Source organism: Chromobacterium sp. LK11, assembly GCF_001043705.1.
Lineage (GTDB): Bacteria > Pseudomonadota > Gammaproteobacteria > Burkholderiales > Chromobacteriaceae > Chromobacterium > Chromobacterium alkanivorans.
This window is the reverse complement of the sequence record NZ_LDUR01000016.1, coordinates 1-26,259: the sequence shown is the minus strand read 5'-3', so window position 1 is coordinate 26,259 and position 26,259 is coordinate 1. Positions and strand designations below refer to the sequence as shown.

Below are 26,259 nucleotides of genomic sequence, written 5' to 3'. Positions count from 1 at the left end.
GTTCCAATGCTGGGACTGGATATCAGCAGCACCGCCGTCAAACTGGTGGAGCTGTCTCGCTCGGGGAAAAACTGCCAGGTCGAGCGCTATGTGATCGAATCCTTGCCCAAGGACGCGATCAGCGACGGCAATCTGGTGGACATCGAGGGCATCGCGGAAACCCTGCGCCGCGCCTGGAAACGGCTGGGCAGCCCCACCCGCCACGTCGCCATCGCCATCCCCACGGCGATGGCGATCTACAAAAAGCTGCTGGTGCCGGTCAGCCAGACCGACAACCTGGCGGACTTGATCGAATCAGAAGCCAATCAGAGCATTCCCTTCCCGCTGGAAGAGGTGAACCTGGACCATCAGGTGCTGGGTCCGGCCCCATCCAGCATCGACGATCTGGAAGTGCTGCTCTGCGCCGCCCGCAAGGAAAAAGTGGAGGAGCGCGTGGCGGTGGTGGAAATGGCCGGCCTGCGCGCCCAGGTGGTGGACGTTGAATCCTTCGCCATGATGACGGCTTTCGAACAGGTCGAGCAGCAACTGCCGGAACAGGGCATGAACCAGACCTTCGCCCTGTTCGACATCGGCGCCACCCGCATCCACTGCAATGTCATCCGAAACAATCAGCAAGTCTATTATCGCGAGCAGGTGTTCGGCGGTCAGCAGTTGACGCGCGACATCCAGCGCCGCTACGGCATCAGCTATGAAGAGGCGGAAAGCGGCAAACGCGGGATGAGCCTGCCGGACGGCTATGAGTCCGAGCTGATGCATCCCTTCGTCGACTCGCTGGCGCAAGAGATACAGCGCGCGCTGCAGTTCTTCTACACCACGGTCAGCGTGTCGCAATACCTGCGCGTCGACTACATCCTGCTGGCCGGCGGCTGCAGCATGCTGCCGGGCCTGGACGACGCGGTGGCCGGCCGCACCCAGATCAGCACCATGATCGCCAACCCGTTCAGCACCATGGTGCAGTCCAGCCATATCCGCCTGAAGGAATTGCTGATGGACGCGCCGGCGCTGCTGGTGGCCTGTGGCCTGGCCATGCGGAGGTTCGACTGATGATACGCATCAACCTCCTCCCGCACCGCGAACAGAAAAGAGCCGCGCACCGGCTGCGCTTCCAGCTGATGCTGGGGCTGACCCTGGTGGCCTCGCTGGCCCTGGTGGTACTCAGCTATCTGATCATAGGCAGCCGCCTGTCCCATCAGCAGCAACGCAACGATTTCCTGCAAGGCGAAATCTCCACGCTGGACAACCAGATCAAGAATATCGGCACCTTGAAAAAGCAGCGCGACGATCTGCTGTCGCGCAAGCAGTTGGTGGAACGGCTGGAACAGGGCCGCAACGAGGGCGTTCACGTCTTCGACCAGTTGGTGCGGCAAACTCCGGACGGCGTCTATCTGAAAAGCTTCAAGCAGGCCGGCAACCAGTTCTCGCTGTCCGGCTACGCCTTGTCCGGCGCGCGGGTTTCCAACTATATGCGCAGCCTGGCGCAATCCAATGTCTTTGACGCGCCGGTGCTGGTCGAGGTGAAGGCCTCCAACATCAACGGCCAGCGCGCCAATGAATTCACCCTGAACTGCAGCCTGCGCGAAGCCGCTCCGCCCAAAACCGGCCAGGCCGCCGCCACTCCCGGAGCCAAGCCATGACGCTGGACGAATTGCGCACGCTGGACCCCAAGGACATCGCCAACTGGCCGCTGCAAGGCCAGGCCATCGCGCTGGCGCTGCTGGTCGCCTGCTTCGTCGGCCTCGGCTATTTCTTCGTGCTCAGCGACGAACTGGACCGCCTCAACGCCGCCAAGCAGCAAGAAGAGCAGCTGAAACAGACTTATGTCGACAAGAAGCGCCAGGCGGTCAACCTGGACGCGCTGCAGCAGCAGCTGAAGGAGATAGACGCCTCCTTCGGCGCCCTGCTCAAACAGCTGCCGACCAAGTCCAACATGGACACGCTGTTGACCGAGATCAACCAGGCAGGCATCGGCCGCGGGCTACAGTTCGAGCTGTTCCGGCCCAATCCGGAAATCAAGACGGCCGAGATGGCGGAAGTGCCGATCACCATACGCCTGACCGGCAGCTATAACGATCTGGCCGCCTTCGTCAGCGATGTGGCCCAGCTGTCCCGCATCGTCACCATCGCCGACATCAGCCTGACGCCGGACGTCAAGGGCGCGCGCCTGACCATGGACGCCACCGCCAAGACCTTCCGCGCGCTGGAGCCCGAGGAGCGGGCCGCGCAGCCGGCCCCTCCCAATAAGTGAGCCGCCAAGCCCATGACAAGAACTCTCGCTTGCTTACTGCCCTTGCTGCTCGCCGCCTGCGGCAGCAGCGACACCGATGATCTGCGCCAGTGGATGCAGACCAGCACCCAGGGCCTGCGCGGCCAGATCGAGCCGCTGCCCCAGGCGCAGTCTTACCGGCCGTTCGCCTACCAGGCCTTCGACCTGCTCGATCCCTTCAATTCGCAGAAACTCGCCGCGGCCAAGAACCAGAACCTGGCGAACGCGCCGGACATGAAGCGGCCGCGCGAAGCGCTGGAAAACTACGATCTGGACAAGCTGAAGATTGTCGGCGTCATCCGCCGCGGCGGCGCCAACTACGGCCTGGTGCGCACGCCGGAAGGCGCGATCTACCGCGTTCAGGCCGGCAATTTCGTCGGGCCCAATTTCGGCCAGATCAAGAAGGTCGGCGATACGGACATTCAGTTGACTGAGACCGTGGAAGATTTGAACGGAGAATGGGTGCAGCGCAACAGCAGCATGTACCTGGACGAACAAGGGCAAAACAAATGAGCAAGCACTCCATCAAACTGTTGTCCGGGCTGGGCCTGGCCCTGCTGTTCAGTTTCGCCGACGCCGGCCCGGCGATCACCGCGATCCAGCTGGCCAACGGCGACGGCGATCAGCAGGTGCTGCAGGTCAGCTTCGACGGCCCCGCCGTCCAGCCCAACAGCTTCGCCATCGCCAATCCGCCGCGCATCGCCTTCGACTTCGCCGGCGCCAGCGTCAAGATGGCCAAGCCGCAGCAAGACTTCGGCGGCTCGCTGGTCAAATCGGCGGTGGCGGTGGAAGCCAACGGCCGCTCCCGGCTGGTGCTGAGCCTGAGCCGCAACGCGCTGTACAGCAGCAGCGTGTCCGGCAACACGTTGCGGGTCACGCTGAACCCGAACCTGGGCAACGCCGCCCAGGCCGCCACGCCGGTGGAGCGTCCCGCCGTCAGCCCGCAAGCCGCCGCGCGCCCAAGCCAGGTCCAGGCCGCCAATGCTCAGCCGCTGGCGCTGGATTTCCGCCGCGGCAAGAACGGCGAGGGCCGGGTGGAGATCAAGCTGCCGTCCGCCAATACGCCGGTCGACATCCGCCGCGAAGGCAAGCAATTGCTGGTGGACGTGCTCGGCTCCCAGCTGGACAGGCAGAACCAGCGCCGCCTGGACGTGTCCGACTTCGGCACCCCGGTGTCCAAGATCGACGCCCGCAATCAGGGCGGCAACAGCCGCATCCAGATTCAGCCGCAGGGCGACTGGGACTTCTCCTCCTACCAGACCGACGGCCAACTGGTCGTCGAAATCCGCCGGCCGGCGCCGGAATCCGCCGCCAGCGCCGACGTCAATCAGAAACCGCAGTACAAGGGCGACAAGCTGTCGCTGAACTTCCAAAACATCGAAGTGCGCACCGTCTTGCAGGTGATCGCCGAATTCACCGGCCTCAACATCGTCACCAGCGATTCGGTCAACGGCAATATCACGCTGCGGCTGAAAGACGTGCCCTGGGACCAGGCGCTGGATCTGATCCTGCAAACCAAGGGCCTGGACCAGCGCCGCGCCGGCAACATCATCCAGATCGCGCCGCGCGAAGAGTTGCTGGCGCGCGACAAGCAGGTGCAGGAAGCCAGGCAACAGCTGGCCACGCTGGAGCCGGTGCGCTCGGAAACCTTCGTGCTGCGCTACCGCTCGGCGGAAGACTTCAAGAAGGTGCTGGACGGCACGAACACCACCGGCAAGAAGGAAAGCATTCTGACCGAGCGCGGCAGCGCGCTGATCGACCCCAAGACCAATACCCTGATCATCAACGACACCGGCAGCACCATAGACAAGATCCGCGACATCATAGGCAAGACCGATGTGCCGGTGAAGCAGGTGCTGATCGAGGCGCGCATCGTCGAAGCCACCGACAACTGGAGCCGCAATCTGGGCGTCAAGCTGTCCTATGACCGTTTTACCAGTAACGGCATCATTTCCGGCGGAGGACTGGACAACGCCATCACCAACGCCAATGGCCGTCTAAACAACGCCACCGCCAGCCCCTACGTCATCAAGCCCGGCATCAATCTACCCATTACCAACCCCGCCGGCTCGCTAACCGCGCTTTACACCGTGGGCAAATCCGCCATCATCGGCCTGGAGTTGCAAGCGCTGCAGACCGAGAACAAGGGACGAGTGATTTCCAGCCCGCGCATCATGACCGCGGACCGCCAGGAGGCCACCATCGAACAGGGCACTGAGATTCCCTATCAAGAGGCCTCGTCCAGCGGCGCCACCTCCACCTCGTTCAAGAAAGCGGTGCTCAGCCTGAACGTCAAACCGCAGATCACGCCGGACAATCATGTGATGCTGGACATCAAGGTAAACAAGGACAGCGTCAGCCCGACGCTGACCGTGGGCGGCACCCCGGCGCTGGACACCAAGAAGGTCACCACCCAGGTGCTGGTGGAAAACGGCGGCACCGTGGTGATCGGCGGCATCTACCAGCAGCAGATCAGCGACATCGTCAACAAAGTGCCGCTGCTAGGCGACATCCCCTTCTTGGGCGCGCTGTTCCGCAGCTCGCAGAAGTACGACAACCGCACCGAGCTGCTGGTCTTCATCACGCCGCGAGTGGTGGAGGACCTGAGCGGCAATAATCAATAAAACCCCGGCCACGCAGCGCTCTGGGCGCTGCTGCAACGCCGAAAGACAGCGCGGCCAAGCTCGGCTACAATGCCTGCCATGGAGAAACCGGCAGGCAATTTTTTTCTGGTCGGCTTGATGGGCGCGGGCAAGACCACGGTGGGCCGAGCTTTGGCGCGGCGCACCGACAAAACCTTTTACGACTCTGACCACGAAATCGAGGCCAGGACCGGCGTTCGCGTCGCGACCATCTTCGACATCGAGGGAGAGCTGCGCTTCCGCGACCGAGAAACCTCGGTCATCGCCGACCTCGCCCGCCTGGACAACATCGTGTTGGCCACCGGCGGCGGCGCGGTGATCCGCCCGCAAAACCGCGCCTGCCTGGCCGCTCACGGCACCGTGATCTATCTGCGCGCCACCATAGACGATCTGCTGGCCCGCACCCTGCACGACAAAAACCGTCCATTACTGCAAATCGCCGACCCCAGGGCCAAGCTGGAAAGCCTGTTCCAGGAGCGCGACCCCTTATACCGCGAGGTGGCCGACATCGTCGTCGACACCACGCAGCAGAATGTCAGCCTGCTGGTTGCCCGCCTGATGGAGCAACTCGCCGGCCTCCCCCCCAAATACAGACCCGCACAAGGAAGCTGATTGTGATTACCCTCGACCTGATCCTGCCCGACACCCGTTACCCGATTCACATTGGCCGGGACTTGCTGGAACAGGTCGAGTTGCTGCTTCCCCATCTGCCCTTGCCCAAGGTCGCCATCGTCTGCAACGAGACCGTGGCGCCGCTCTATCTGGCCCGGCTGCAACAGGCGCTGGCCCAACATCGGATCGAGTCCTTCAGCGTCGTGCTGCCCGATGGCGAGCAGCACAAGGACTGGAACACGCTGAACCTGATTTTCGACGCCTTGCTGTCGCGCAACGCCGAACGCAAGACCACCCTGATCGCGCTGGGCGGCGGCGTGGTCGGCGACATGACCGGCTTCGCCGCCGCCTGCTACCAGCGCGGCGCGCCCTTCATCCAGATTCCCACCACCCTGCTGGCGCAAGTCGATTCCTCGGTCGGCGGCAAAACCGCGATCAACCATCCGCAGGGCAAGAACATGATAGGCGCGTTCTACCAGCCCAAGGCGGTGATCGCCGACATGTCGCTGCTGGACACGCTGCCGGAGCGCGAGTTGTCCGCCGGCCTCGCCGAGGTGATCAAGTACGGCCTGCTGGGCGACGCCGCCTTCCTCGGCTGGCTGGAGGACAATATGCCGCGCCTGCGCGCGCGCGACCCGGACGCGCTGCAACACGCGGTCAAGCGCAGCTGCGAGATGAAGGCCGACATCGTCGGCCAGGATGAAAAGGAGCAAGGCGTGCGCGCCCTGCTCAATCTGGGCCACACTTTCGGCCACGCCATCGAGGCCGGCCTGGGCTACGGCGTCTGGCTGCACGGCGAGGCCATCGGTGCCGGCATGGTGCTGGCCGCCGCCGCCTCCGCCGAACTGGGCTGGCTGTCCTCCGCGGACGTCGAACGCGTGCGCCGCCTGGTGGCCGCCGCCGGCCTGCCGGTCAAGAGCCCGCGGATGCCGCTGGAGCGCTGGCTGGAGCTGATGAGCCACGACAAGAAAGTCGAAGCGGGCACCATTCGATTCGTACTATTGCAACAGCTGGGACGCGCCACTATTCAGGCCGGCCTCCCCTCTGCAATACTCGAGAAAATACTGGACGGCAATAGTTAGCGTTCAAACGGCATCGGTACAGATTCGATAAGGATTTCTACGGATTGCCGCTCGCGCCGCTTCATCAGAATAATGAATCTACTGGAGATGGAGAAGGCCGGCAGGAAAGCCCCGCGCAAAGCTTGAAGCCAGAGCGCACAATGTCGGGGAGCCGCCGGCGAGGCCAAGTCGTTGCAAAGCGGAAGGGGAGAAGCCACATGGTAGCGTTGAGCGCGTTCGCCGCCAGTTTCGGACTGATGGCGGGTTATTACGCCCTGCGATTCTTTTGGAAGAAAGTACGTTACACCAAGCCGTGCCAGCGCGGCATCGATCCGGTGGGCGAAGCGGAGGTTTTTCTCGCCTATGGCCGCACCCGCGACGCGGTGCGGGTGCTGAAAGATTCGCTGCGCGACAATCCGGACGATCTTCCGGCCAAGGTCACGCTGTTGCGCGCCTATTCCAGCGAATGCAATCGCGAAGCTTACTGCCTGCTGGCGCGCGACGTTCAATCGCAAGTGCAAGGTCAGCCGGTCTGGCACACCATTCAGGAAAACGGGCGCCGGCTGGCGCCGCAGGACCCGCTGTTCGAAATCAAGCTCTGAGAACCTGCTTACGATTAGCTCGCGAGATCGTAAACGCGTTCCGAGTCCTCGATGCGGTCAAACCGGCCATGGCCTCCGCCCTGGCCGGCTTGATTTCGTCCTAGAGTCCACTCAGCCCGCCGCGCCGTCCTCGTCCTTGAACTGCAGGCTGTGCAGCTTGGCGTAGAGTCCTTCGCGCGCGAGCAGCTGCGCGTGCGAGCCTTCCTCGGCGATCTCGCCGTGATGCATCACCACGATGCGATCGGCGTTTTCAATCGTCGACAGTCTATGGGCGATCACGATGGTGGTGCGATTTTTCATCAGGTTTTCCAGCGCGCTTTGCACCAGTCTTTCGGACTGCGTGTCCAGCGCCGAAGTCGCCTCGTCCAGAATCAACAACGGCGCGTTCTTCAGCAGGGCGCGAGCAATCGCCAGCCGCTGGCGCTGGCCGCCGGACAGGCGTACGCCGTTTTCGCCTATCAGGGTGTCAAAGCCCTCCGGCATCGCCTCGATGAACTCCAGCGCATTGGCCGCGCGCGCGGCTTCCACCACCGCTTCGCGGCTGTGCGAGGCTTCGCCGTAGGCGATATTGGCCGCCACGCTGTCGTTGAACAGCAGCACGTCCTGACTGACCATGGCGATATGCCGGCGCAGATCGTTCAAGGGCATGTCCTGCAAGCGCACGTCGTCCAAACGGATTTCACCGTCGTCCGGATCGTAAAATCGCGGAATCAGGCTGACCAGGGTGGTTTTGCCGCTGCCGGACGAACCGACCAAGGCGACGGTTTCGCCGGGATTGACCTGTAGATTAATATCGCGCAACACCTGCCGCTCCGCCGCCGGGTAGCGGAAATTCACCCCCGACAGCTGCAACTTGCCGCGCGTGCGCGGCAAGGCGGTGCGGCCGTGATCGGGCTCTTCCGGCAAGTCGAGGAAATCGAAGACCGACTCCGCCGCCGCCAGGCCGCGCTGCATCGCCTGAGCAATGCCGGTGATGCGTTTGACCGGCGCGAACAGCAGCATCATCGCGGTCAAGAAGGACATGAAGTCGCCGGCGGTGAACGCGCCGCCCTGGGCGCGCAGCGTGGCGAAATACAGGATGGCGGCCAGCGCGCAGGCGATCATCAGCTGAGTGACGCCGGTGTTGGCGGAGGTCGCCGCGCTCTGCTTGACCGCGTTGCGGCGGATGGCCGCCGCCGCCTGGTGAAAGCGCTCGCTCTCGCGCGCTTCGCCGCCGTAGACCTTGATCACGCGCTGGCAACTGATGCCCTCGCCCAAGACCTGGGTCAACAAGGCCATATTCTGCTGGTTCTCGCGCGACAGATTGCGCAGGCGCTTGCCCACCACCCGCATGCAGAACGACACCACCGGCAGCACCAGCAGACAGATCAGCGTCAACTGCCAGTCTATGTACAACAGCCAGGCCAGCAGGCTGATCGCGGTGACGCCGTCCTTGACCGTGACCGTGATCACGCTGAAGCCGGCTTCGGTAACCTGGTTGACGTCGTAGGAAATCCGCGACACCAGACGGCCGGACTGGTTGTCGGCATAGTACTGCACCGGCAGGCGCAGCATCTTGGCGAACATCTGTTCGCGCAGCGTCTGCACCAGATGCCCGGTCAGCCAGCTGGAGGTGTATTCATTGATGAAGCTGGTAACGCCGCGCACCGCGAACACGCCGATGATGGCCAAGGGCACCCAGGCGATCGCATGCGGGTCGCGGTTGACGAAGCCGTTGTCGATCAAGGGCTTCATCAGGCGGGCGAAGGCCGGCTCGGTCAAGGCCGCCACCGTCATCGACACCAGCGAGATCAGAAAGACCTTCCAATAACGGCCCAAATATCCCAGCAAACGGCGGTAGATTGCCCAGTTGCTATGCAAAGAATTCTTCATTCGTTCCTATCGTCCAACGCCCGCGTCCGCGGGCGGTCATGAATCAGAGCCTCACATCCCCGGCGCGTTCAAACCGCCAAGTTCAAGGATGCGCCGCAAATTCTGTTCCGGCGCGAAGCGCGAGCGCACATCGACGCGCCCGGCCTGAGCCCAGGCCTTCATCACTGCCGGCTGGCTCAGCGCCTGGTCGATCGCCTCGGCCCAGGCGGCAGCGTCTCCCGGCGGCGCCAACACGCCGGTTTCGCCGTGGCGCATGGTCTCGGGAATACCGCCGGTATCGCTGGCGATCACCGGCACGCCGAGGCCCAACGCCTCGATCTGCGACATGCCCAGCGGCTCATAGCTGGACGGCATCAACACCAGATCGGCGCGCGCCAGCAGCGCCGCCACCGGGCTTACCACGCCGGCGAGCAAGACTTTGTGCTGCAAGCCCAGTTGCCGCGCCAGTTCGGCGATCGCCTGCTGCTCCGGCCCTTCCCCCGCAATCACATAACGCGCGTCCGGCCATTTGTTCTTCAGCAAGTCCAAGGCCGCCAACACCGTCCTATGTCCTTTTTCGCCGCGCAACATCGCCGCCTGCACCAACAAGGGGCCTGCGGAACGGGACAGCCACTGCTCCAGCTCTGCCGGCAAGGGCAGCGCGGCGGCTTGGTCCAGGGCGGCGAAATCGATGCCGGGGTAGACCACATGCAGCTTGTCGGCTCGTATCGCCGGGTTTTCCAGCAGGCAGCGCTTCAGATAAGCGCTGGGCAGCATGGTCGCGTCCATCAGCTGGTTATAGCTCCAGGCCGACGCCTGGCCGGGCTGATAAGTGCGCGAACGCAGCAGGAAGGGCCGGCAGCGTCCCGTCAGCCGCGCGGCAATGGCCAGATTATTGCTGTCGTGTCCGCTGTGGCAGATGGCCAGCCGCGGGCGATGACGACGCATCCAGGCGCTCAAGGCCAAGATAGACGGCAGGTGGAGACTGTTGCGAAAACGCAGCGGCAATACTTCCAAGCCGCGCCGGCAAGCCTCCTCCATCACCCGCGTCTGCGGCCGGCAGGCGAGCACCGGACGAAAACCGCGCTCCCCCAACAGGCGCATTTGCTGCATAAGCTGCAACTCCTGCCCGCCGACATTGGGGGAGGACTCGGTGAACAACACCCAATCACTCATGCGCCGCGCCTTTCTCCCGCTGTCTCAGCTCCGCCAACAGGGCGGCGGCGGTGAACAGAAAGATATGCAGCATATGATCCTTGTTCACGCTTTCCAACAACATGCGTCCGAGGAAACCGCAGCTCACCAGCATCAGCACCAGTCCCAGCGTATCGCGGCGCAGACGGAAGGCTTGGTAGCCGGTCCAGATCAACACGCCGCAGAACGCCAGCCATAGCGCGATGCCGGCCACGCCCAAACCCACGCCCAGATCGATGAAGCCACTGTGGCTATGACCTACGTGGTTGGGACGACCCGTCGCCGTCAAGGCATTGGTGAAAGCATTGCGGCTATAGCCATAACCCATGGGCTTGGCCGCGATGAGATCCAAACCGCTGTGGATCCAGGCCACTCGCTCATAGGCAGAATCATCTACCGCCATGCCATTTGACAACTTAGGATAGGGCTCCATCCGCAGCCAGGCTTTGGTGTCGCCATAGTGCCATCCGGCAGTCGCCGACTCTACAAACACCTGGTTCCGGCTATCCTTCTTGATCGTATACGCCGAGATACCGCCCACTGCAGCCAAAACTACCACGGCAATCGCCAAAGTCTTGCCCCATCCTGTCTTCACCCCTTCAAAAACAGAGTAAACCAGCAGCATGGACAGCATCAGGTAAACAAGACCAATCATGCCGTTGCGAGCGCCCGCTTTGAGACTGACGAACAGGATCAAGGCTGCTGCCAAGCATAGCGCCCAACGTGGAAAGCGCGTCAGCGGCTGGGCCCCGCGTTGCCCGAAGCAAAACGCGGCCACAATGAACGCCAGCACAAAGTTCATGAAGAAGGTGAACTCCAGCTTGGTGGCGGTGGTGAATACTTCGTTGTACGGCCACTGCCCAGCCGTCAGATAGACGTAAGCGCCATGGCCGAACTCCACCAAGGCCAATACGCAGCCGGCGACGATGACCAAGTCCGAAATCGTCCAGCCGCGAGGCGCGCGGAACAAGGCCAGGCCAGCCGCAAACCACAAGCCTCCGATCAATAACTGGCTGCGGAATTCGCTGGCGGAGGCTTCCGGCCACATCGAAAGCAATAGGGTGTGAAGCAATGCGTATAGCAAGAACGCGCCTATCGCTACAACAGGCCCTCGCTGCTCGCGCCAGTGACGTCTGAGCCCGGCGTAGTCTTTCGCCACCAGGATCAGCATCACCAGCAAGATCACATAGCGCAGCGCAATCGTGTGGGACACATTGGCCAAGGTCAAAAACGCCAGGGACAGGCCAACCGCCAAGCGGCCATGCCAGCGCGGCTCGATACTCAGATGATCATGCATGCAGAAGTTTTTCCAAGGTCTCGGCCACCTGCCCGGCTGGCACTGCGGCCATGCACTGCGCCTGACGGCATTCGCCGGTTTGATCGCCAAATTTTCTGAAACAACGCAAAGCCCAATCGACATCGCGATAATGCACGCTGCGCTGATTGCGGCAAGGAAACCATGCGGGGCCGACGCCGACGCAGGTGAAGCCGGCGAAAAAGCGGCTCGCGCCGAACAAGGTCTCGCTGCCCGGTCCGAACAGCATCAGCAAGGGCGCGCCCGCCACTTTGGCCAGATGCGCGATGCCGGTGTCCGGGCACACGCAGGCGCTGGCTCGGCTCAAGACCGCGCGCAATTGCGCCAGGCTCAGCGTGCCGGCCATCACGATATCGTCGGGAGCCGCCTCGACTGCCGACAGCAAGTGCTGCTCTCCGGGCCCGCACGACCACAGCACCGTGCACCGGCAAGCCCGGACCGCGGCCGCGACCCGGTTCCAGCTGGACGCGGGCCAAAAGCGGGTCGCCGAACTCGCGCCGACGTGCAGCACGACGAAACGCGGCGGCAAGGGCGGCAGCCCTTCAGCCTCCGTCGGCCAATCCCGCAGACGAAACGGCCGGGGCTCGGGCCCGTCGATCAAACGGGCGGCGGTATCGGTCCAGGCCTCCGGCTGCCCGGCGTACGCCACCGCCTCGTCCAACAGCCAGTTCTTGTAACGCGGCGTTTCCCCGGCGAAGCCGACAATCCAGCGGGCGCCGATCGCGCGCGCCAGAAAGCTCAGCCGGTTTTCGCCCATCAGGTAGGCGATGTCGAAACGCTCCTCGGCGAACAAGCGCCGGATCGAAGCGAAATCGCGCGGCAGCCAGGGCAGCGGCCGGATGCCGTACGGCCGCGACGCATACAAGGGCGCCTGCCCCGGCGGGCAGGCCAGCACGATCTCCGCCTTGGGAAAGCGCTCGCGCGCCTTGGCCAGCAGGCTGGTCGCCATCAAGGCGTCGCCCAGCAGAAACTGGTGCAGAATCAGTATCCGGCGCGCGCTCTCGGGGTCCGGCTTGCGGCGCAGCCACTGCAATGGCAGCCGCAACAACAGCGCCGCGAAAATCAGCAAGCGCCCGGGAAAGCGTCCCGGCCTCATCGCCCGTCCCTCATTCGCCAGCTCCGCGCCCGCCGCCGGCGGCCGACAGCTCCCGGTACAAGGCCAGCATCTGCGCCACCATATTGCTCTCGCTCAAGCCCGCCACCCGCGCGCGCGCAAGCTCGCCGCTGCGCGGCCAATCCGCGCGCGCGGCCAGCCAGGCCGCCACATTGTCTTGCCAGGCGGCGGCGTCCCCCGCCGCGGCCAACCAGCCGGTGACGCCCGGCTCCAGCAACTCCGCGCCGCCGCAACGGGTGCTGGTCAGCACCGGCAGGCCGCAGGCCATCGCCTCTATCACCACCGAGCCAAACGGCTCGTACAGCGTAGGCAGGATGAAGCCGTCCGCCAGGCCGTAATGGCTGCGGACATCGCGCTGCGGACCGGTGAAGTGCGCGCGCTCGGACACCCCCAAGCGCGCCGCCAGGCTCTGATAGCGCGCCAGCTTCTTGTCGCCGCCCACCACCACCAGATGCACGGCCGCGTGCGGCGCGACGGCGCGCAGCGCCTGCGCCACGCCCTTGCGCTCGAAGCCCGAGCCCACGTAGACCAGCGTCGGCGCCGTCGGCGGAATGCCGTAGCGCTCGCGCAGCGCTACCCGCTGTTCGCGAGCCGCGGCCGGATTGAAAAAGTCGCTGTCCACGCCGTTGTGGATCACCGCGCAACGCCCAGGGTCCACGCCGAAACGACCGACCACGTCGTCGCGCACCAGGGCCGAATTGCAAATGACCGCCCGCAATGCCGAATGCCGGAACATCGCGCGTTCGGTGCGCAGCATGAAGTGGTGGTAAGGGTTGCAAAAGGTGCTCAGCCGCCGCCACCAGGACGCGCCCTCCAACCGCGCGTCCAACCAGGCGGCGTGCACGCCGTCGCCGGCGCGGAACACATGGCAGCCGGGAATGCGCTCGTGCGACTGCACCAGCTCGGCGCCGGCCTGCGTCCACGCGGCGCGGGCGGCGCGGGCAAAGCTCCAGTCGCGCCAGACGCTGCCCAGGTAAAACGGCTTGACCCGCAGCGTGTCCACGCCCGGCAGGCTTTCCCAATTGCGGCTGATCAACAGCGGGCTGAACTCGCCGCCGGCTTGCAATTGCTTGACGATGGCGCTGACGATGCGCTCCGCGCCTCCCGCCGGATTGTACTTCTGCCGGATAATCGCCAGCCGCTTCATGCGCTTTCCTTCAAGACCGCGTCCACCGCCGCCAGCACCGCGCCCACTTCAATGCGCTGCAGACATTCGCTCCGCCAGCCGCCGCCGCAGCCGGCGTTGCCGCAGGGGCGACAGGGCACGGGCTCCGACACCACCCGGTGCGGCACCTGCCACGGACCCCATTCGACATCTCCAGACGGGCCGAACAAGGCGACGCAAGGCGTCTTCATCGCCGAGGCGATGTGCATGGGCACCGAGTCCACGCCGATGTACAGCCGCGCCTGGTCTATCGCCGCCGCCAGCTCCTTCAGGCTCAGCTGGCCGGCCAGACTGGCCACCGGCCGTTTCAGCCGCGCTTCGATGTCGGCGATCATCGCCATCTCTTCCGCGCCCGGCGCGGCCGACAGCACCAGTTGTTCGCCGCGCGCGCTCAAGACGTCGATCAGCGCGCTCATTTTCTCCGCCGGCCAACTCTTGAACGACCAGCGCGAAGTCGGATGCACCAGGATGTAAGCGCCCGGCCGCAAGCCGCGCTCGGCCAGCTTGGCCGCCAGCGTGGCCTCGGCGTTGTGCCCCGGCACCAGCACCAGTTCGCGCTGGTCCGCGTCCGGATACACGCCGATCCGCCGCAAGGCGTCCAGATGGATTTCAATGGTGTGGCGGCGATTGCCCGGCACCTGCAGATAGCGGTGGGTGAAGCTTTTCTTGAAGAAGCGCCCGTAAGGCCCTTGCGGCCCCACCGACCAGCGCGGCGCGAGCAGGCGCGCCAGCCAGGCGCCGCGATTATGCTCGGTCAGCGTGATCACCAGATCGTAGCGCCGGGCGCGCAAGCGGCCCAGCAGGCCGAGCTCGGCGCGGCACTGGCCCAGCGGCCCCAGTTTTTTCCAATTGCGGTCTATGGTGTGCAGTTGCGCAATGGCCGGATGCAGGCTCAGCATCTCACGGGTGTCGTGATAAACCAGCGCGTCGATCTCCAGATGCGGCGCCTGCTCCCGCAGCGCGGAAAACAGCGGCGAAGTCAGCAGCACGTCGCCATGGTGGCGCAGCTTGATGACCAGCACCCGCCGCACGGCGTTCAGGTCTATGGGATCGTTCAGCATAAGAAAGGAAAAAGCCGGATCAGACGCCCGGCTCGGCATTCAGTTGTTGCAAAAGATCGGCGATTTTATCAGGGTCTTCGGTTCTAAGCATGCGCGCCGTAATCGGCGCGATCTGATCCAGATGGGTGTTGAGCACCTGTTGCTTGACCGCCAGCAGGTTGGCCGGATGCATGGAGAACTTGCGCAACCCCATGCCCAGCAACAAGCGCGTCAGCCTGGCGTCGCCGGCCATCTCGCCGCACACCGACACCGGCACCCCGCCCTTGATGCCGGCCTTGATGGTGTGCAGGATCAGCTTCAGCACCGCCGGATGAATGGGATCGTACAGATGGCTGACCGAGTCGTCGTTGCGGTCGATCGCCAGCGTGTACTGGATCAAGTCGTTGGTGCCCACCGACAGGAAGTCGATGTGCTTAAGAAAGCTGCCCACCACCAGCGCCGCCGACGGGATTTCAATCATCGCGCCCACTTCGATCTCTTCCGAATAGGCGATCTTCTCCTCGCGCAGCTCCTGCTTGGCGTATTCAAACTGCGCCAGCGCCTGCTTCAACTCCGGCAGCGAATTCACCATCGGGAACAAGACCTTGATCTTGCCGTGCACCGAGGCGCGCAACAGGGCCCGCAACTGTTCGCGGAACATCAGCGGCTCGGCCAGGCACAGGCGGATGCCGGTCAGGCCCAGCGCCGGATTGTCCGCCACCGCGTGATTCAGCCACTTGGGGTTTTTGTCCGCGCCCAGGTCCATGGTGCGGATGGTCACCGGCAGGCCCTTCATGGTTTCCGCCACGTGCCGGTAGGCCTCGTACTGCTCGTCCTCGTCCGGCAGGGTGTCGCGGCCCAGGAACAGGAATTCGCTGCGGAACAGGCCCACGCCCACCGCGCCGGACTTGCGCACGTCCTCCACGTCCTGCGGCAGCTCGATATTGGCCAGCAGTTCGATCGCGGTGCCGTCCTGGGTCTTGGCGTTGGATTTGCGGATGGACGACAGCTTGCGCCGGGCGTCGCGCCAGGCGCGCAGCCGGCGGCGATACTCGGCCAGCACAATGTCGTCCGGATTGATGATCACCACGCCCTGCAAGCCGTCGACGATGATCAACTCGTCTTCGCGAATCAGTTCGCGCGAGTGGTGCAAGGCGATCACCGACGGCAGGTCCAGGCTGCGCCCCAGAATCGCGGTATGCGAGGTGGCGCCGCCGACATCGGTGATGAAGGCGGCGAAGTTGGAGTCCTTGAAATAAACCATGTCGGCCGGCGACAGATCGTGCGCCACCAGGATGTGGTCGTCGACCAGGTCTTCCGGCGCCGGCAGCTGCGGCACGTCGCCGTCCAGGTTCTTGAAGATGCGCTCGACCACTTGCAGCACATCGTTCTTGCGCTCGCGCAGATAGTCCTCCTCGATCGCGTCGAACTGCTCGACCAAGGACTCGCATTGCAGCTTCAACGCCCATTCGGCGTTGCAGCGCTGTTTCTCGATGATTTCGCGCGGTTCGCGCGAGATGGTGACGTCGCCCAGCAGCATGATGTGCAAGGACAGAAACGCGCCCAGCTCCGCCGGCGCGTTCTCCGGAATGCTGCCCCACAGCATTTCCAGTTCCTTGCGGGTGTCGCGGATGGCTTCGTCGAAACGCGCCAGTTCCGCCGGGACTTCCTCGTCTTCCAGCAGATAATGCGCGACATCGTCCATGCTGCGCGAAATCAAATGGGCGCGGCCAATGGCAATGCCGCCGCCTATGGCCACCCCGTGCAGGATGATGCTCATCGTCCCATCCTCAGGCTCCGGCTTATTCGGCTTCGTCGAACCGGTTGTTGATCAGGGCCACCAGGGCGTCCAGCGCCACTTGCTCATCCTCCCCGCTCACCTCCAGTTCCACGGTCGCGCCCTTGGCCGCCGCCAGCATCATCACGCCCATGATGCTCTTGCCGTTGACCCGGCGATTGTTGCGCGCGATGAAGATATCGCTTTTGTAGCGGCTGGCCAGCTGGGTGAACTTGCTGGAGGCGCGGGCATGCAGGCCAAGCTTGTTGATGATTTCCACTTCAATTCGCAGCATTGCCTTCCCCCGGAATAATATAAAGCACGCCCTCCAGGCCGCCGGTGATCGCCTTGCTGACGACGATTTCCAACGGCTGGCTGCTATAGCACAAGGCTCGGACCACCATGGGCAGACTCGCCCCGGCCACCGCCTCCACCCGCCCAGGCCGGATCAGCCGGCTGGCGATATTGGACGGCGTGCCGCCATACATATCGGTCAGGATCACCACCCCGTCGCCCGCGTCCAGCCTGTCCACCAACAACTGGGCTTCAGCTTGCTTGCTTTCCGGGTCATCGGTCTTGTCGACCGCCATCACCGCCAGATTTTCCGGCTCTCGGCCCAGGATATGCCTGGCGCAATCCGCCAGACTGCGCCCCAGGTCGCCATGCGCGATTATCAATACACCTACCATGCCTGATTCTTCATGTTGGCAGCGTCGTCGGCCCGAGGCCGGAACGCTGAAGCAAAAAGGTTGATCAACACGTCAGTCCGCCATTGTATCAGCAGTATTCTTCCCGGGTCTGCCGGCGTCTGCCTTTCCCGCGGCCCTCCGCCTTGTATAGCGCGCTTTTCTCAAGCAGCGCAACGGCAAAACTTAAAGCTCAGTGGATCCGGGTCCGATACCATCCCAGCTTGTCCGCCAATCCCACCACCTCGCCGACGATGATCAAGGCGGGCGAAGCGATGTGATGCCGGGACATCAGTTCCGGCAGATCCTGCAGCGTGCCGGCCACCGTGCGCTGGCGTTCCGTGGTCGCCCATTCCACCGCGGCGGCCGGCGTCGCCGCCGGCTTGCCGTGCTCGATGAAGGCCCGGCACAGCTCCTGGGCGGTGGAGACCCCCATGTAGACTACTACGGTCTGGGCCGGCCGGGTCAACGCGGGCCAGTCAAGGTGAATGCTGCCGTCCTGCTTGTGGCCGGTGACGAAGGTCACCGACTGCGCGTAATCGCGATGAGTCAGCGGTATGCCGGCGTACGCCGCCGCGCCGCTGGCGGAGGTGATGCCGGGCACCACCTCGAAGGCGACGCCGTGCGCCGCCAGCGTCTCGATTTCCTCGCCGCCGCGGCCGAAGGTGAACGGATCGCCGCCCTTGAGCCGCAGCACCCGCTTGCCTTGCTGCGCCAGTTCTACCATCAAGAGATTGATGTCGCCTTGCGGCAGCGCATGGTTGGCTCTGGCCTTGCCCACGTAAATGCGCTCGGCGTCGCGACGCACCAGTTCCAGCAGCTCCGGCGCCACCAGATTGTCGTGCAAGACCACGTCGGCCTGCTGCATCAGCCGCAGCGCGCGAAAGGTCAGCAAATCCGGATTGCCCGGCCCCGCCCCCACCAGATAGACCGCGCCCTGCGCCGCCTCCGCGCCGGCGTCCTCCAGCCGTCGCTCCATCGCCTGCTCGGCGGCGGCCTCGTCGCCGTTGATCACCGCCTCGGCCAGCGGCCCCTCCAGCACCGACTCCCAGAACGCCCGCCGACGCTCGACGTCGGGAATGCCGGCCTTGACCCGGTCGCGGAAGCCGGCGGCGAAACGCGCCAGCCGGCCAAAACCGCTGGGAATCAGGCTTTCCAGCCGGCCGCGGATCAAGCGCGCCAGCACCGGCACGCCGCCGCCGGTGGAGACGGCGATCACCAGGGGCGAACGGTCGACGATGGCCGGGGTGATGTAGCTGGACAACTCGGGGTCGTCCACCACGTTGACGGGGATATTCAAGGCCTGACAGGACGCCGAGACTTGGCGGTTGACCTCGCGCTCGTTGGTGGCGGCCACCACCAGGCGCCGGCCGCTGACCTGGGCCGGATCGAAACAGGCGCGCAAATGCGTCAGCTGGCCCTGCCTCGCCATCTCGGCCAGCTCGGGCGTCAGCTCCGGCGCCGCCACCGTCAGCTCCGCGCCGGCGGACAACAGTAGCCGCGCCTTGCGCAACGCCACCTCGCCGCCGCCCACCAGCAAACAGGAAGCGCCTTGCAGTTTAAGGAAGATCGGGAAGTAATCCATTTGGCCAGCTCCGCAACAATGTTTGCAGCATACTGCATTTGTTGCATAAAAACGACGCTGGCGAATGCTATCAATATTACGAAAAGCGCCCTGTTTTGCGCCTGGTGCCATCATTGCAGCTTTGCGCGCCACCGCGCCTCCGGAGAACCGCTTGAACCCTGCCTTACGCCGCCGGGCCAACCCGCATCGCCGCCTGTTTGCCGCCGCGGGTTCGCTGTGCCTGCTCGGGGCCGACTACGCGCAAGCCGCGACGCAGGACTGGTTCGCCGGCTGGCCGCTGCTGGTCCCCTTGCTGGCGCTGCTGGGCGTGCCGCCGTGGCGGCGCCGGCGACAGCTGGCCGCGCTCCGCCGCCAGGTCCGGGACAGCCGGCAGCCGCTGGCGCTGACCGACGCCGCCGGCCGCCTGCTCGCCGTCTCCGGCTGCGCGCCGGCGCCCGCGCGCCAGGACGGCGACCTGACCGACTACGGCTTCAGCCGGCACGACCTCGCGCTGCTGCTGGAGCCGGACCATCCCGGCCATCGCGACGGCCTGCTGGCGGCCCATGCCGATTTGCTGGCCTTTCCCCTGCCCTGCCCGCTCCCCGGCCACCTCTTGCTGCGCCTGCAGACACCGTCCCCCGTTCACGGCCCCGGCGGCGAGCTGGGAGACTGGCGCCTGGTGCTGCAGGACGCGCGGCTGGGCTTGCTGGAGTTCGACCTGGCCGGCCAAGCGGTGCGCGGAGCGCCGCAAACGCTGCACGCCTTGCTGGGCCTGCCGGCCGACGCCGAACGCATGGCGTTTTCGCGCTGGCTGGAGCTGCTGCACCCGGAAGACCGCTCGCTGTTCAGCGCCCTGCTCAGCCATCCGGAGCAAAGGCAGGAAAGCGCCTGCGGCATGGAGTTCCGCGTGCGTCACGCCCACGGCCATTGGGAATGGCTGGAGCAACGCACCCAGTTTCACAAAGACGGGACCGGCCGCATCAGCCATATCCACGCGCTGTGCCAGATCGTCACCGCGCGCAAGCTGGCCGAGTCCGCGATGCTGCGGCGCGAACAGGAGTTCCGCACCCTGGTGGAGAACTCGGAAGACGTCATCGCCCGCTACGATCTGGATCTGCGCTGCCAATTCATCAACCGCAGCGTCAGCCGCTACTCGACGCTGACGCGCGAGGAACACCTAGGCCGCAGCGTCCACGACAAAGCCTGGCCGGAAGCCGCGCGCGCGCGCTTCGCCGAGGAATGCGAGCTGCTGATCGCCGGCGGCGAGGCGCGCTGCTTCGAGCTGGAGCTGAGCCTGGGCGCCCGGCGCTTCATCTTCGAGGTGAGGCTGTTTCCCGAGTTCGGCCTGGGCGGCGAACTCCGCAGCATTCTGGCGGTGGAACGCGAAATCACCGACAGCCGCCAGAGCGAGCGCTTGCTGGCGGAAGAAAACGCGGTAATGGAAATGATCGCCGGCAACGCGCCGCTGCAAGACACGCTGAACCAGATCTGCCGGATGATGGAGTCGCAGCTGAACCGCGGCGTCTGTTCCATCATGCTCTTGGACGCCGTCGGCGAAACCTTGCGCCTGGCCGCCGGCCAGAGCCTGCCGCCCGGCTACCGCAAGCTGCTGGAGCAAGTGCCGGTGGGCCCGGAGGCCGGCTCCTGCGGCACCGCCGTCCACCGTAAAAGCCTGGTGATCGTCGAAGACATCGCCACCAGCCCGCTGTGGGCCGGCTACCGCGAGCTGGTGGCCCCCTTCGGCCTGAGCGCCTGCTGGTCCACGCCCATCTTCTCCAGCGATCGCCGCCTGCTCGGCGCTTTCGCCATCTACCATCCGGACCCGCGCCAGCCCGAGCCGGAAGAGCTGCAGCTGGCGCAGCGCAGCACCCACTTGATCGCCATCGCGCTGCAACGCGACGCCCACGAGAAGAAACTCTATCAACTCGCCACCCTGGACGAGCTGACCGGGCTATGCAACCGCCGCCAGTTCATCGCGTTGGCCAGCCGCGAGATCGAGCGCAACCGACGCTATCAGTTGTCGTTGACCGTGCTGATGATGGACCTGGACCACTTCAAGAGCATCAACGACCTCCATGGCCACGCCAAAGGCGACGAGGTGATCGTCCACTTCGCCCAAAGCTGCCGCAAGGTGTTGCGCAGCACCGACATCTGCGGCCGCCTGGGCGGCGAGGAGTTCGCCGCGGTGCTGCCCGACACGCGGATGGAAGACGCGCTGCTGGCGGCGGAGCGCCTGCGCCGCGTCGTCGCAGACGCCCGCCTGCCGGGCGGCGAGGCCGGCGTTCTGCAATACACGGTCAGCATCGGCGTCGCCGTGCTGCGCGCCGACGAAACCGAAATCGACGAAGTGCTGGGCCGGGCGGACAAACAGCTGTACCAGGCCAAACATAACGGCCGCAACTGCATCAGCGGCGAGGAATTGCTGCTGTTGCGCTAAAATGGCGGCTTGAATCCCTTTCCCAAGATGTCCACTGTGAGCGCCTGGCAAACCGACTACCTCTCCCATCCGCTATATCTGCCCGTCCGCGACGCCGCCGCGCTGATCGCTCCCGCCGCCTGGCCGGAGCAGGCGGACTACGACCTGCTGCTGCAGCGCTACCGGCAACAACGTCCGGACGCGCTGCCGGCCGGACTGCGCTTCGCCTGCGATCTGGAGCCGGAAGCCTATTACGAGATGCACATCGGTCACACCGGAGAGATTCCCACCCGCACCGGCAATTGGCACGACTGGTTCAACGCCTTGGCCTGGCTGGCCTGGCCGCAGAGCAAGCTGGCGCTGAACCGCCGCCACCTGCGCGCCATCGCCCGCGGCGAGGCCAAGCGCGGCCCGCTGCGCGACGCGGCCACGCTGCTGGACGAATGCGGCGCCATCGTCGCCGTCGCCGACCCGGCCTTCAGCCGGATGCTGGACGATATGGCATGGCAAGACCTGTTCCTGAAACACCGCGACGACTGGAACCGCCGCATCGGCGTCCACGCCATCGGCCACGCGCTGTTCGAAGTCGGCCTGCGGCCGCATATAGGCTGGTGCGGCAAGGCGCTGCCGCTGCAAGTGCCGGCGGAGTTCTTTGTTTGGGACGAGGCGCGCCGGCTGGCGCACCTGGACGAGGCGCTGGCGCGCCGGCTGGACGACGACGCCTTCATGCCGGCGCCGCGAGCGCTGTGGCCCTTGCCGCTGCTAGGCGTTCCCGGCTGGTGGCCGGACAACGAAGATCCGGCCTTTTACGACAATCGCGACTACTTCCGCCCGACGCGGCGAGCGAAGTCCTCCAGCGTCACCGACTGAAGCTCGGCCGTCATCGGCCCCAGCAGGCTTTCCACCCCGGCGCCGACATCGTCGTCGCGGTAGTTGTCGCTGCGATAGACGAACAGCTCGAACAGTTCCACCATGCAGATGGCCGACAGCTTCTTGCCCAACACCCAGCCGTCGCGCTGGCTTTTCTGCACAAAGCCGCGGGAGCTCAACATGTCCAGCACCCAGCCCAGTTCGTCGTAGCCCACCTTCACCTGGCTGCGCAGCTTGACCGGACTCAACAGCTCGCCGCGGTTCTGCGCCTCGTCCAGCAGCAGCAGCACCTCCACCGCGTCGAGAAAGCGCCGCCGCGGCTCGAAGCGCCGCCGCCAGGCGTCGCCTTCCCAATAGGACAGCGAGGCGGTGAACACCGCGCCGCTGAGCACCACCATCCACAGGCAGTACACCCACAGCAGGAAGATGGGAATGCTGGCGAAGGCGCCGTACACCAACTGGTAATTGGCCACCTGGCCGATGTAGAAGCCGAACAGCGCGCGAGTGGCCTCCAGCAAGATCGCGGTCAGCAAGGCGCCGACGCTGGCGTGCTTGATCGGCACGAAACGGTTGGGCACGATGCGGTACAACAGAGACAGCACCAGCGCGGTCAGCAGAATGGAGCCGCCGGCCTCGACCACATTGGCCAGCACCGGCAGCGCGTGGTCGAACTTGCTGATCTTGAACAGGCTGCGCCAGGCCAGCAGGCTGCCGCCCAGCACCAGCGGCCCCAGGGTCAGCACCGTCCAGTACACCATGCTCTGCTGCAACAGCGGCCGCCCGCGGCGCACGCCCCAGATGGCGTTGAAAGTGCGGTCTATGGTGGACATCAGCATCAGCGCGGTGACGCCCAGCATCACGATGCCGGCGGCGGTCAGCTTCTCCGCGTTGTCGGCGAACTGGCGCATATAGACGGTGATCACCTTGCCGGCGAACTCCGGCACCAGCGTGGACAACAGCATGATCTTGAAACGGGTGCTCAGATCGGAGAACACCGGAAACGCGGAAATCACCGTCAGCGCGATGGTGAACAAGGGCACCAGCGCCAACAGCGTGGTGAAGGTCAGGCTGCCGGACACTTGCGCGACGCGATGGCTGCCCATGCGCCGGGCCAGGAAGCGCGCGAAGCCCAGATACGGTTCGATTCGACTCATTTGCATCCCGGCAAAATAATGGCAAAGCGCGGATCAGGCAAGCCGCAAAGAGTTGCTTTATCATGCACCGGCTTGCGCGGCGGCGCGCGGCCAATCGTTCTTTTGTTCACCTCAATCAAGGATTCCAACCCCATGCAGGACCTCCTGGTGCTCTACTACAGCCAACACGGCGCCACCCGCGAACTGGCCCGGCTGATCGCCCGCGGCGTCGAAAGCGTGCCCGGCTGCCAGGCCCGGCTGCGCACCGTGCCCAAGGTGTCCGCGGTCTGCGAAGCCACCGAGGCCGCCGTCCCCGAAGCCGGCGCGCCCTATGTCGAAGCCGCCGACCTCGTCGAATGCGTCGGCCTGGCGCTGGGCAGCCCCACCCGCTTCGGCAATATGGCGGCGGCGGTGAAATACTTTCTGGACGGCACCAGCCCGGAATGGATGCAGGGCGCGCTGGCCGGCAAGCCCGCCTGCGTGTTCACCAGCAGCGCCTCGCTGCACGGCGGCCAGGAATCGACGCTGTTGACCATGATGGTGCCGCTGCTGCATCACGGCATGGTGATGGTGGGCCTGCCCTACACCGAGGCCGCGCTGACCCGGACCAGCACCGGCGGCACGCCCTACGGCGTCAGCCATGTCGCCGGCGTGCGCAACGAACTGCCGATCAGCGACGACGAAAAACAGCTGGCGCTGGCGCAGGGCCGCCGGCTGGCGGAGATTGCGCTGAAGCTGGCCGCTCCGGTTTAAAGCAGCGGCGCGTCGAAAAAGGCGCTGGGCGACGCCCCCAGCTCGCGCTTGAACATCGTCGCGAAGGCGCTGGGGCTGGCGTAGCCCAGGTCCAGCGCCACCTCCAGCACGCTGGCGCCGCGCGCCAGACGCTCCAAGGCCGCGATCAGCCGCGCCTGTCGCCGCCATTGCCCGAAGCTGAGCCCGGTCTCGCGCTGAAAACGGCGCTGCAGAGTGCGCGGGTCCATCGCCGCCTGCGCCGCCCACTCGGCGACGCCGCGCGCGTCGCCGGGATGGCTGAGCAACTGTCGGCACAGCTGATCCAGCGCCGGCGAAGCCGGCTGCGGCAGCGACAAGGCCAGGCTGGGCAGGCTGCGGATCTCGTCCAGAATCAAGCGCATCACCCGCTCCGCGCGGCTGTCCGGCGGATAAGGCACCGCGACGCCGGTCGCGGCCTGGATCAGCTCGCGCAGCAAGGGAGACACCGCCAGCACGCAACACTCCGCCGGCAAGCCCTCCAGGGCGTCGCCGCGCACATACACCGTGCGCATCCTCACCCGGCTCAGCATGTTCACCTGATGCCAGGTGGCGATGGGCAGCCAGATGCCGCGCGTAGGCGGCACGATCCAGCGCCCCTGATCGGTGGTGACCATCATCACCCCCTCCACCGCGTACAACAGCTGGGCGGTGGGGTGGGCGTGACGCGGCGACACGCCGCCGGCCGCGTAATCGCGCGCCTTGCCCACTACCGGGGCCGCGCCGCCGTCATAGTCATGCAAATGTTCGAAGTCCGCCACAATGCCTCTTTTGCGAAGATAACTGCCTTATTTTGGCAGGACGGACGCTATTTTGCTCGCTAGTATGACATTCACCCACTAGTTGAATGATGCTCAAGTCCATGACCACCGCCGCTTCCATCGCGCCCGACCAAGACCGCACTCGCTTCCGCGTGCTGGGCGCCATCAGTTTCTCCCATTTTCTCAACGACATGCTGCAATCGCTGCTGCTGGCGATCTACCCTTTGCTCAAAGGCAATTACCAGCTCAGCTTCGCCGAAATCGGCCTGATGACGCTGACCTACCAGTGCACCGCCTCGCTGCTGCAACCCTTGGTCGGCCTCTATACCGACAAGAAGCCGATGCCGTACTCGCTGGTGCTGGGCATGGGCGCCACCCTGTGCGGCCTGCTGCTGCTGTCCAGCGCCGGCAGCTTTCCGCTGCTGTTGCTGGCCGCGGCGCTGGTGGGCACCGGCTCCTCGGTGTTCCATCCGGAATCGTCGCGGGTGGCGCGCATGGCCTCCGGCGGCCGGCCCGGCCTGGCGCAATCCATCTTTCAGGTGGGCGGCAACGCCGGCAGCGCCAGCGGCCCGCTGTTGGCGGCGCTGATCGTCATACCCCTGGGCCAGGGCAGCATCGCCTGGTTCGGCCTGGCCGCGCTGCTGGCGATGGCGGTGCTGTTCAAGATCGGCCAGTGGTACGGCCATCAACAGCGCAAGGCCAAAACCGCCGCAGCCGCTACGCCGCCGCAACTGTCGCCGGCGCGCGTGAAGCTGACGCTGTTCGCCTTGCTGGTGCTGCTGTTCTCCAAATATTTCTACACCGCCAGCATCACCAGCTACTTCACCTTTTATCTGATCCAGCATTTCGGCCTGGGCGTGCAAGCCGCGCAGCTGCATTTGTTCCTGTTCCTGCTCGCGGTCGCGCTGGGCACCATCTTCGGCGGCCCGATAGGCGACGCCATCGGCCGCAAGCGGGTGATCTGGTTCTCCATCCTCGGCATCGCGCCGCTGACCCTGCTGCTGCCCTACGCCAATCTGTTCTGGACCAGCGTGCTGTCGCTGGGCATAGGCTTCGTGCTGGCGTCGGCCTTCCCCGCCATCATCATTTACGCGCAGGAACTGTTGCCGGGCCGGGTGGGCATGGTGTCCGGCATGTTCTACGGCTTCGCCTTCGGCATCGGCGGCATCGGCGCCGCGGTGCTGGGCCAGCTGGCCGACAGCCACGGCATCGAGTTCGTCTATCGGCTGTGCGCCTTCCTGCCGCTGCTGGGCCTGGTGGCCGCCCTGCTGCCGGATCTGCGCGGCGACAAGGTTTGACACTGGCGCCGCCCTGCCCGGATACTTCCGCCATTCAATTTTTCCAACGCGCCTGCGGCGCCGTCTGAGAACGTGTTTACGATCTCGCGAGCTACAGCGAGACAAGGCGAAAACGGCTGAGAAAGCG

General features: G+C 65.1%; 25 protein-coding genes. 12 read left to right on the top strand and 13 right to left on the bottom strand.

Features of this window, described 5'->3' with window-relative positions; genetic code table 11:
• Positions 1 to 6: 6 nt before the first annotated feature.
• The 8 genes from VK98_RS10860 to VK98_RS10825 all read left to right on the top strand — a co-directional run bounded on the left by VK98_RS10860 (position 7) and on the right by VK98_RS10825 (position 7,180).
• Positions 7 to 1,044 carry a pilus assembly protein PilM gene (locus tag VK98_RS10860; RefSeq protein ID WP_231589255.1) on the top strand — a complete coding sequence of 346 codons (1,038 nt, stop codon included), beginning with the start codon at positions 7 to 9 and terminating at the stop codon, positions 1,042 to 1,044.
• Positions 1,044 to 1,634, top strand: coding sequence for a PilN domain-containing protein (locus tag VK98_RS10855; protein WP_048414055.1), 591 nt, complete (start codon positions 1,044 to 1,046; stop codon positions 1,632 to 1,634). Before VK98_RS10860 ends, VK98_RS10855 begins: the two co-directional genes overlap by 1 nt.
• The gene (locus tag VK98_RS10850; protein WP_048414054.1) at positions 1,631 to 2,245 is read left to right on the top strand and encodes a type 4a pilus biogenesis protein PilO; all 615 of its coding nucleotides are present in this window, start codon (positions 1,631 to 1,633) and stop codon (positions 2,243 to 2,245) included. The genes VK98_RS10855 and VK98_RS10850 overlap by 4 nt, the downstream gene beginning before the upstream one ends.
• A gap of 12 nt (positions 2,246 to 2,257) precedes the next feature.
• On the top strand, positions 2,258 to 2,776 hold the full coding sequence (locus VK98_RS10845; protein ID WP_048414053.1) for a pilus assembly protein PilP: 519 nt from the start codon (positions 2,258 to 2,260) through the stop codon (positions 2,774 to 2,776).
• Positions 2,773 to 4,887 carry a type IV pilus secretin PilQ gene (pilQ, locus tag VK98_RS10840; protein ID WP_048414052.1) on the top strand — a complete coding sequence of 705 codons (2,115 nt, stop codon included), beginning with the start codon at positions 2,773 to 2,775 and terminating at the stop codon, positions 4,885 to 4,887. The genes VK98_RS10845 and pilQ overlap by 4 nt, the downstream gene beginning before the upstream one ends.
• Positions 4,888 to 4,956: 69 nt before the next feature.
• Positions 4,957 to 5,517, top strand: coding sequence for a shikimate kinase AroK (gene aroK / locus VK98_RS10835; protein WP_048414051.1), 561 nt, complete (start codon positions 4,957 to 4,959; stop codon positions 5,515 to 5,517).
• 2 nt (positions 5,518 to 5,519) lie between these two features.
• Positions 5,520 to 6,599, top strand: a complete 1,080-nt coding sequence (gene aroB, locus VK98_RS10830; protein ID WP_048414050.1) for a 3-dehydroquinate synthase — start codon at positions 5,520 to 5,522, stop codon at positions 6,597 to 6,599.
• Between the two features lie 197 nt (positions 6,600 to 6,796).
• A complete protein-coding gene (locus VK98_RS10825) occupies positions 6,797 to 7,180 on the top strand; it encodes a FimV family protein (RefSeq protein WP_231589254.1) in 384 nt (127 codons plus the stop codon).
• A 111-nt stretch (positions 7,181 to 7,291) separates the two neighbouring features.
• On the opposite strand, the gene msbA is transcribed toward VK98_RS10825, so the two are convergent.
• The 10 genes from msbA to cysG all read right to left on the bottom strand — a co-directional run bounded on the left by msbA (position 7,292) and on the right by cysG (position 18,907).
• A complete protein-coding gene (msbA, locus tag VK98_RS10820) occupies positions 7,292 to 9,052 on the bottom strand; it encodes a lipid A export permease/ATP-binding protein MsbA (RefSeq protein WP_048414049.1) in 1,761 nt (586 codons plus the stop codon).
• 51 nt (positions 9,053 to 9,103) lie between these two features.
• Positions 9,104 to 10,207 (bottom strand): glycosyltransferase family 4 protein, encoded by a 1,104-nt coding sequence (locus tag VK98_RS10815; protein ID WP_048414048.1) that lies wholly within the window; start codon positions 10,205 to 10,207, stop codon positions 9,104 to 9,106.
• Complete coding sequence (locus VK98_RS10810) at positions 10,200 to 11,522, bottom strand: O-antigen ligase family protein (protein ID WP_048414047.1); 1,323 nt, start codon at positions 11,520 to 11,522, stop codon at positions 10,200 to 10,202. Before VK98_RS10810 ends, VK98_RS10815 begins: the two co-directional genes overlap by 8 nt.
• The gene (locus tag VK98_RS10805) at positions 11,515 to 12,489 is read right to left on the bottom strand and encodes a glycosyltransferase family 9 protein (protein WP_197083029.1); all 975 of its coding nucleotides are present in this window, start codon (positions 12,487 to 12,489) and stop codon (positions 11,515 to 11,517) included. The genes VK98_RS10810 and VK98_RS10805 overlap by 8 nt, the downstream gene beginning before the upstream one ends.
• Before the next feature lie 157 nt (positions 12,490 to 12,646).
• On the bottom strand, positions 12,647 to 13,801 hold the full coding sequence (locus tag VK98_RS10800; RefSeq protein ID WP_048414046.1) for a glycosyltransferase family 4 protein: 1,155 nt from the start codon (positions 13,799 to 13,801) through the stop codon (positions 12,647 to 12,649).
• Positions 13,798 to 14,880 carry a putative lipopolysaccharide heptosyltransferase III gene (gene rfaQ / locus VK98_RS10795; protein WP_048414045.1) on the bottom strand — a complete coding sequence of 361 codons (1,083 nt, stop codon included), beginning with the start codon at positions 14,878 to 14,880 and terminating at the stop codon, positions 13,798 to 13,800. Before rfaQ ends, VK98_RS10800 begins: the two co-directional genes overlap by 4 nt.
• A 19-nt stretch (positions 14,881 to 14,899) precedes the next feature.
• Positions 14,900 to 16,639, bottom strand: a complete 1,740-nt coding sequence (gene ptsP, locus VK98_RS10790) for a phosphoenolpyruvate--protein phosphotransferase (protein ID WP_048414044.1) — start codon at positions 16,637 to 16,639, stop codon at positions 14,900 to 14,902.
• Between the two features lie 22 nt (positions 16,640 to 16,661).
• Positions 16,662 to 16,931, bottom strand: a complete 270-nt coding sequence (locus VK98_RS10785) for an HPr family phosphocarrier protein (protein ID WP_019100446.1) — start codon at positions 16,929 to 16,931, stop codon at positions 16,662 to 16,664.
• Positions 16,918 to 17,325 carry a PTS sugar transporter subunit IIA gene (locus VK98_RS10780; protein WP_048414043.1) on the bottom strand — a complete coding sequence of 136 codons (408 nt, stop codon included), beginning with the start codon at positions 17,323 to 17,325 and terminating at the stop codon, positions 16,918 to 16,920. Before VK98_RS10780 ends, VK98_RS10785 begins: the two co-directional genes overlap by 14 nt.
• A 190-nt stretch (positions 17,326 to 17,515) precedes the next feature.
• Positions 17,516 to 18,907, bottom strand: coding sequence for a siroheme synthase CysG (cysG, locus tag VK98_RS10775; protein WP_048414042.1), 1,392 nt, complete (start codon positions 18,905 to 18,907; stop codon positions 17,516 to 17,518).
• 151 nt (positions 18,908 to 19,058) lie between these two features.
• On the opposite strand from cysG, the gene VK98_RS10770 reads away from it, so the two are divergent.
• Together VK98_RS10770 and VK98_RS10765 are read left to right on the top strand one after the other, a co-directional pair.
• Entirely contained in the window at positions 19,059 to 21,323 is a 2,265-nt protein-coding gene (locus tag VK98_RS10770; RefSeq protein WP_053077335.1) for a diguanylate cyclase, read from the top strand.
• Between the two features lie 27 nt (positions 21,324 to 21,350).
• Positions 21,351 to 22,172: a DUF3025 domain-containing protein gene (locus VK98_RS10765; protein ID WP_369700242.1), complete on the top strand. Its 822-nt coding sequence runs from the start codon at positions 21,351 to 21,353 to the stop codon at positions 22,170 to 22,172.
• Here the strand turns inward: VK98_RS10765 and VK98_RS10760 are convergent.
• A complete protein-coding gene (locus VK98_RS10760) occupies positions 22,124 to 23,326 on the bottom strand; it encodes a YihY family inner membrane protein (RefSeq protein WP_082158910.1) in 1,203 nt (400 codons plus the stop codon). The genes VK98_RS10765 and VK98_RS10760 overlap by 49 nt on opposite strands.
• Positions 23,323 to 23,460, bottom strand: coding sequence for a hypothetical protein (locus VK98_RS23690; RefSeq protein ID WP_156187827.1), 138 nt, complete (start codon positions 23,458 to 23,460; stop codon positions 23,323 to 23,325). Before VK98_RS23690 ends, VK98_RS10760 begins: the two co-directional genes overlap by 4 nt.
• Here VK98_RS23690 and wrbA point away from each other — a divergent pair.
• On the top strand, positions 23,459 to 24,058 hold the full coding sequence (wrbA, locus tag VK98_RS10755) for an NAD(P)H:quinone oxidoreductase (protein ID WP_048414334.1): 600 nt from the start codon (positions 23,459 to 23,461) through the stop codon (positions 24,056 to 24,058). The two genes, VK98_RS23690 and wrbA, sit on opposite strands and share 2 nt — an antisense overlap.
• Here the strand turns inward: wrbA and VK98_RS10750 are convergent.
• On the bottom strand, positions 24,055 to 24,834 hold the full coding sequence (locus VK98_RS10750; protein ID WP_053077334.1) for a helix-turn-helix domain-containing protein: 780 nt from the start codon (positions 24,832 to 24,834) through the stop codon (positions 24,055 to 24,057). The two genes, wrbA and VK98_RS10750, sit on opposite strands and share 4 nt — an antisense overlap.
• A gap of 101 nt (positions 24,835 to 24,935) precedes the next feature.
• Here VK98_RS10750 and VK98_RS10745 point away from each other — a divergent pair, with 101 nt between their 5' ends.
• A complete protein-coding gene (locus VK98_RS10745; RefSeq protein ID WP_156187826.1) occupies positions 24,936 to 26,132 on the top strand; it encodes an MFS transporter in 1,197 nt (398 codons plus the stop codon).
• The last annotated feature ends 127 nt before the right edge of the window (positions 26,133 to 26,259 follow it).

Coding starts and splice junctions, on each gene's coding strand:
- VK98_RS10860 (WP_231589255.1), top strand. CDS start 7: ATGCTGGGACTGGATATCAGCAGCACCGCCGTCAAACTGGTGGAGCTG.
- VK98_RS10855 (WP_048414055.1), top strand. CDS start 1,044: ATGATACGCATCAACCTCCTCCCGCACCGCGAACAGAAAAGAGCCGCG.
- VK98_RS10850 (WP_048414054.1), top strand. CDS start 1,631: ATGACGCTGGACGAATTGCGCACGCTGGACCCCAAGGACATCGCCAAC.
- VK98_RS10845 (WP_048414053.1), top strand. CDS start 2,258: ATGACAAGAACTCTCGCTTGCTTACTGCCCTTGCTGCTCGCCGCCTGC.
- pilQ (WP_048414052.1), top strand. CDS start 2,773: ATGAGCAAGCACTCCATCAAACTGTTGTCCGGGCTGGGCCTGGCCCTG.
- aroK (WP_048414051.1), top strand. CDS start 4,957: ATGCCTGCCATGGAGAAACCGGCAGGCAATTTTTTTCTGGTCGGCTTG.
- VK98_RS10825 (WP_231589254.1), top strand. CDS start 6,797: ATGGTAGCGTTGAGCGCGTTCGCCGCCAGTTTCGGACTGATGGCGGGT.
- msbA (WP_048414049.1), bottom strand. CDS start 9,052: ATGAAGAATTCTTTGCATAGCAACTGGGCAATCTACCGCCGTTTGCTG.
- VK98_RS10815 (WP_048414048.1), bottom strand. CDS start 10,207: ATGAGTGATTGGGTGTTGTTCACCGAGTCCTCCCCCAATGTCGGCGGG.
- VK98_RS10810 (WP_048414047.1), bottom strand. CDS start 11,522: ATGCATGATCATCTGAGTATCGAGCCGCGCTGGCATGGCCGCTTGGCG.
- VK98_RS10805 (WP_197083029.1), bottom strand. CDS start 12,489: ATGGCGACCAGCCTGCTGGCCAAGGCGCGCGAGCGCTTTCCCAAGGCG.
- VK98_RS10800 (WP_048414046.1), bottom strand. CDS start 13,801: ATGAAGCGGCTGGCGATTATCCGGCAGAAGTACAATCCGGCGGGAGGC.
- rfaQ (WP_048414045.1), bottom strand. CDS start 14,880: ATGCTGAACGATCCCATAGACCTGAACGCCGTGCGGCGGGTGCTGGTC.
- ptsP (WP_048414044.1), bottom strand. CDS start 16,639: ATGAGCATCATCCTGCACGGGGTGGCCATAGGCGGCGGCATTGCCATT.
- VK98_RS10785 (WP_019100446.1), bottom strand. CDS start 16,931: ATGCTGCGAATTGAAGTGGAAATCATCAACAAGCTTGGCCTGCATGCC.
- VK98_RS10780 (WP_048414043.1), bottom strand. CDS start 17,325: ATGGTAGGTGTATTGATAATCGCGCATGGCGACCTGGGGCGCAGTCTG.
- cysG (WP_048414042.1), bottom strand. CDS start 18,907: ATGGATTACTTCCCGATCTTCCTTAAACTGCAAGGCGCTTCCTGTTTG.
- VK98_RS10765 (WP_369700242.1), top strand. CDS start 21,351: ATGTCCACTGTGAGCGCCTGGCAAACCGACTACCTCTCCCATCCGCTA.
- VK98_RS10760 (WP_082158910.1), bottom strand. CDS start 23,326: ATGAGTCGAATCGAACCGTATCTGGGCTTCGCGCGCTTCCTGGCCCGG.
- wrbA (WP_048414334.1), top strand. CDS start 23,459: ATGCAGGACCTCCTGGTGCTCTACTACAGCCAACACGGCGCCACCCGC.
- VK98_RS23690 (WP_156187827.1), bottom strand. CDS start 23,460: ATGGGGTTGGAATCCTTGATTGAGGTGAACAAAAGAACGATTGGCCGC.
- VK98_RS10745 (WP_156187826.1), top strand. CDS start 24,936: ATGACCACCGCCGCTTCCATCGCGCCCGACCAAGACCGCACTCGCTTC.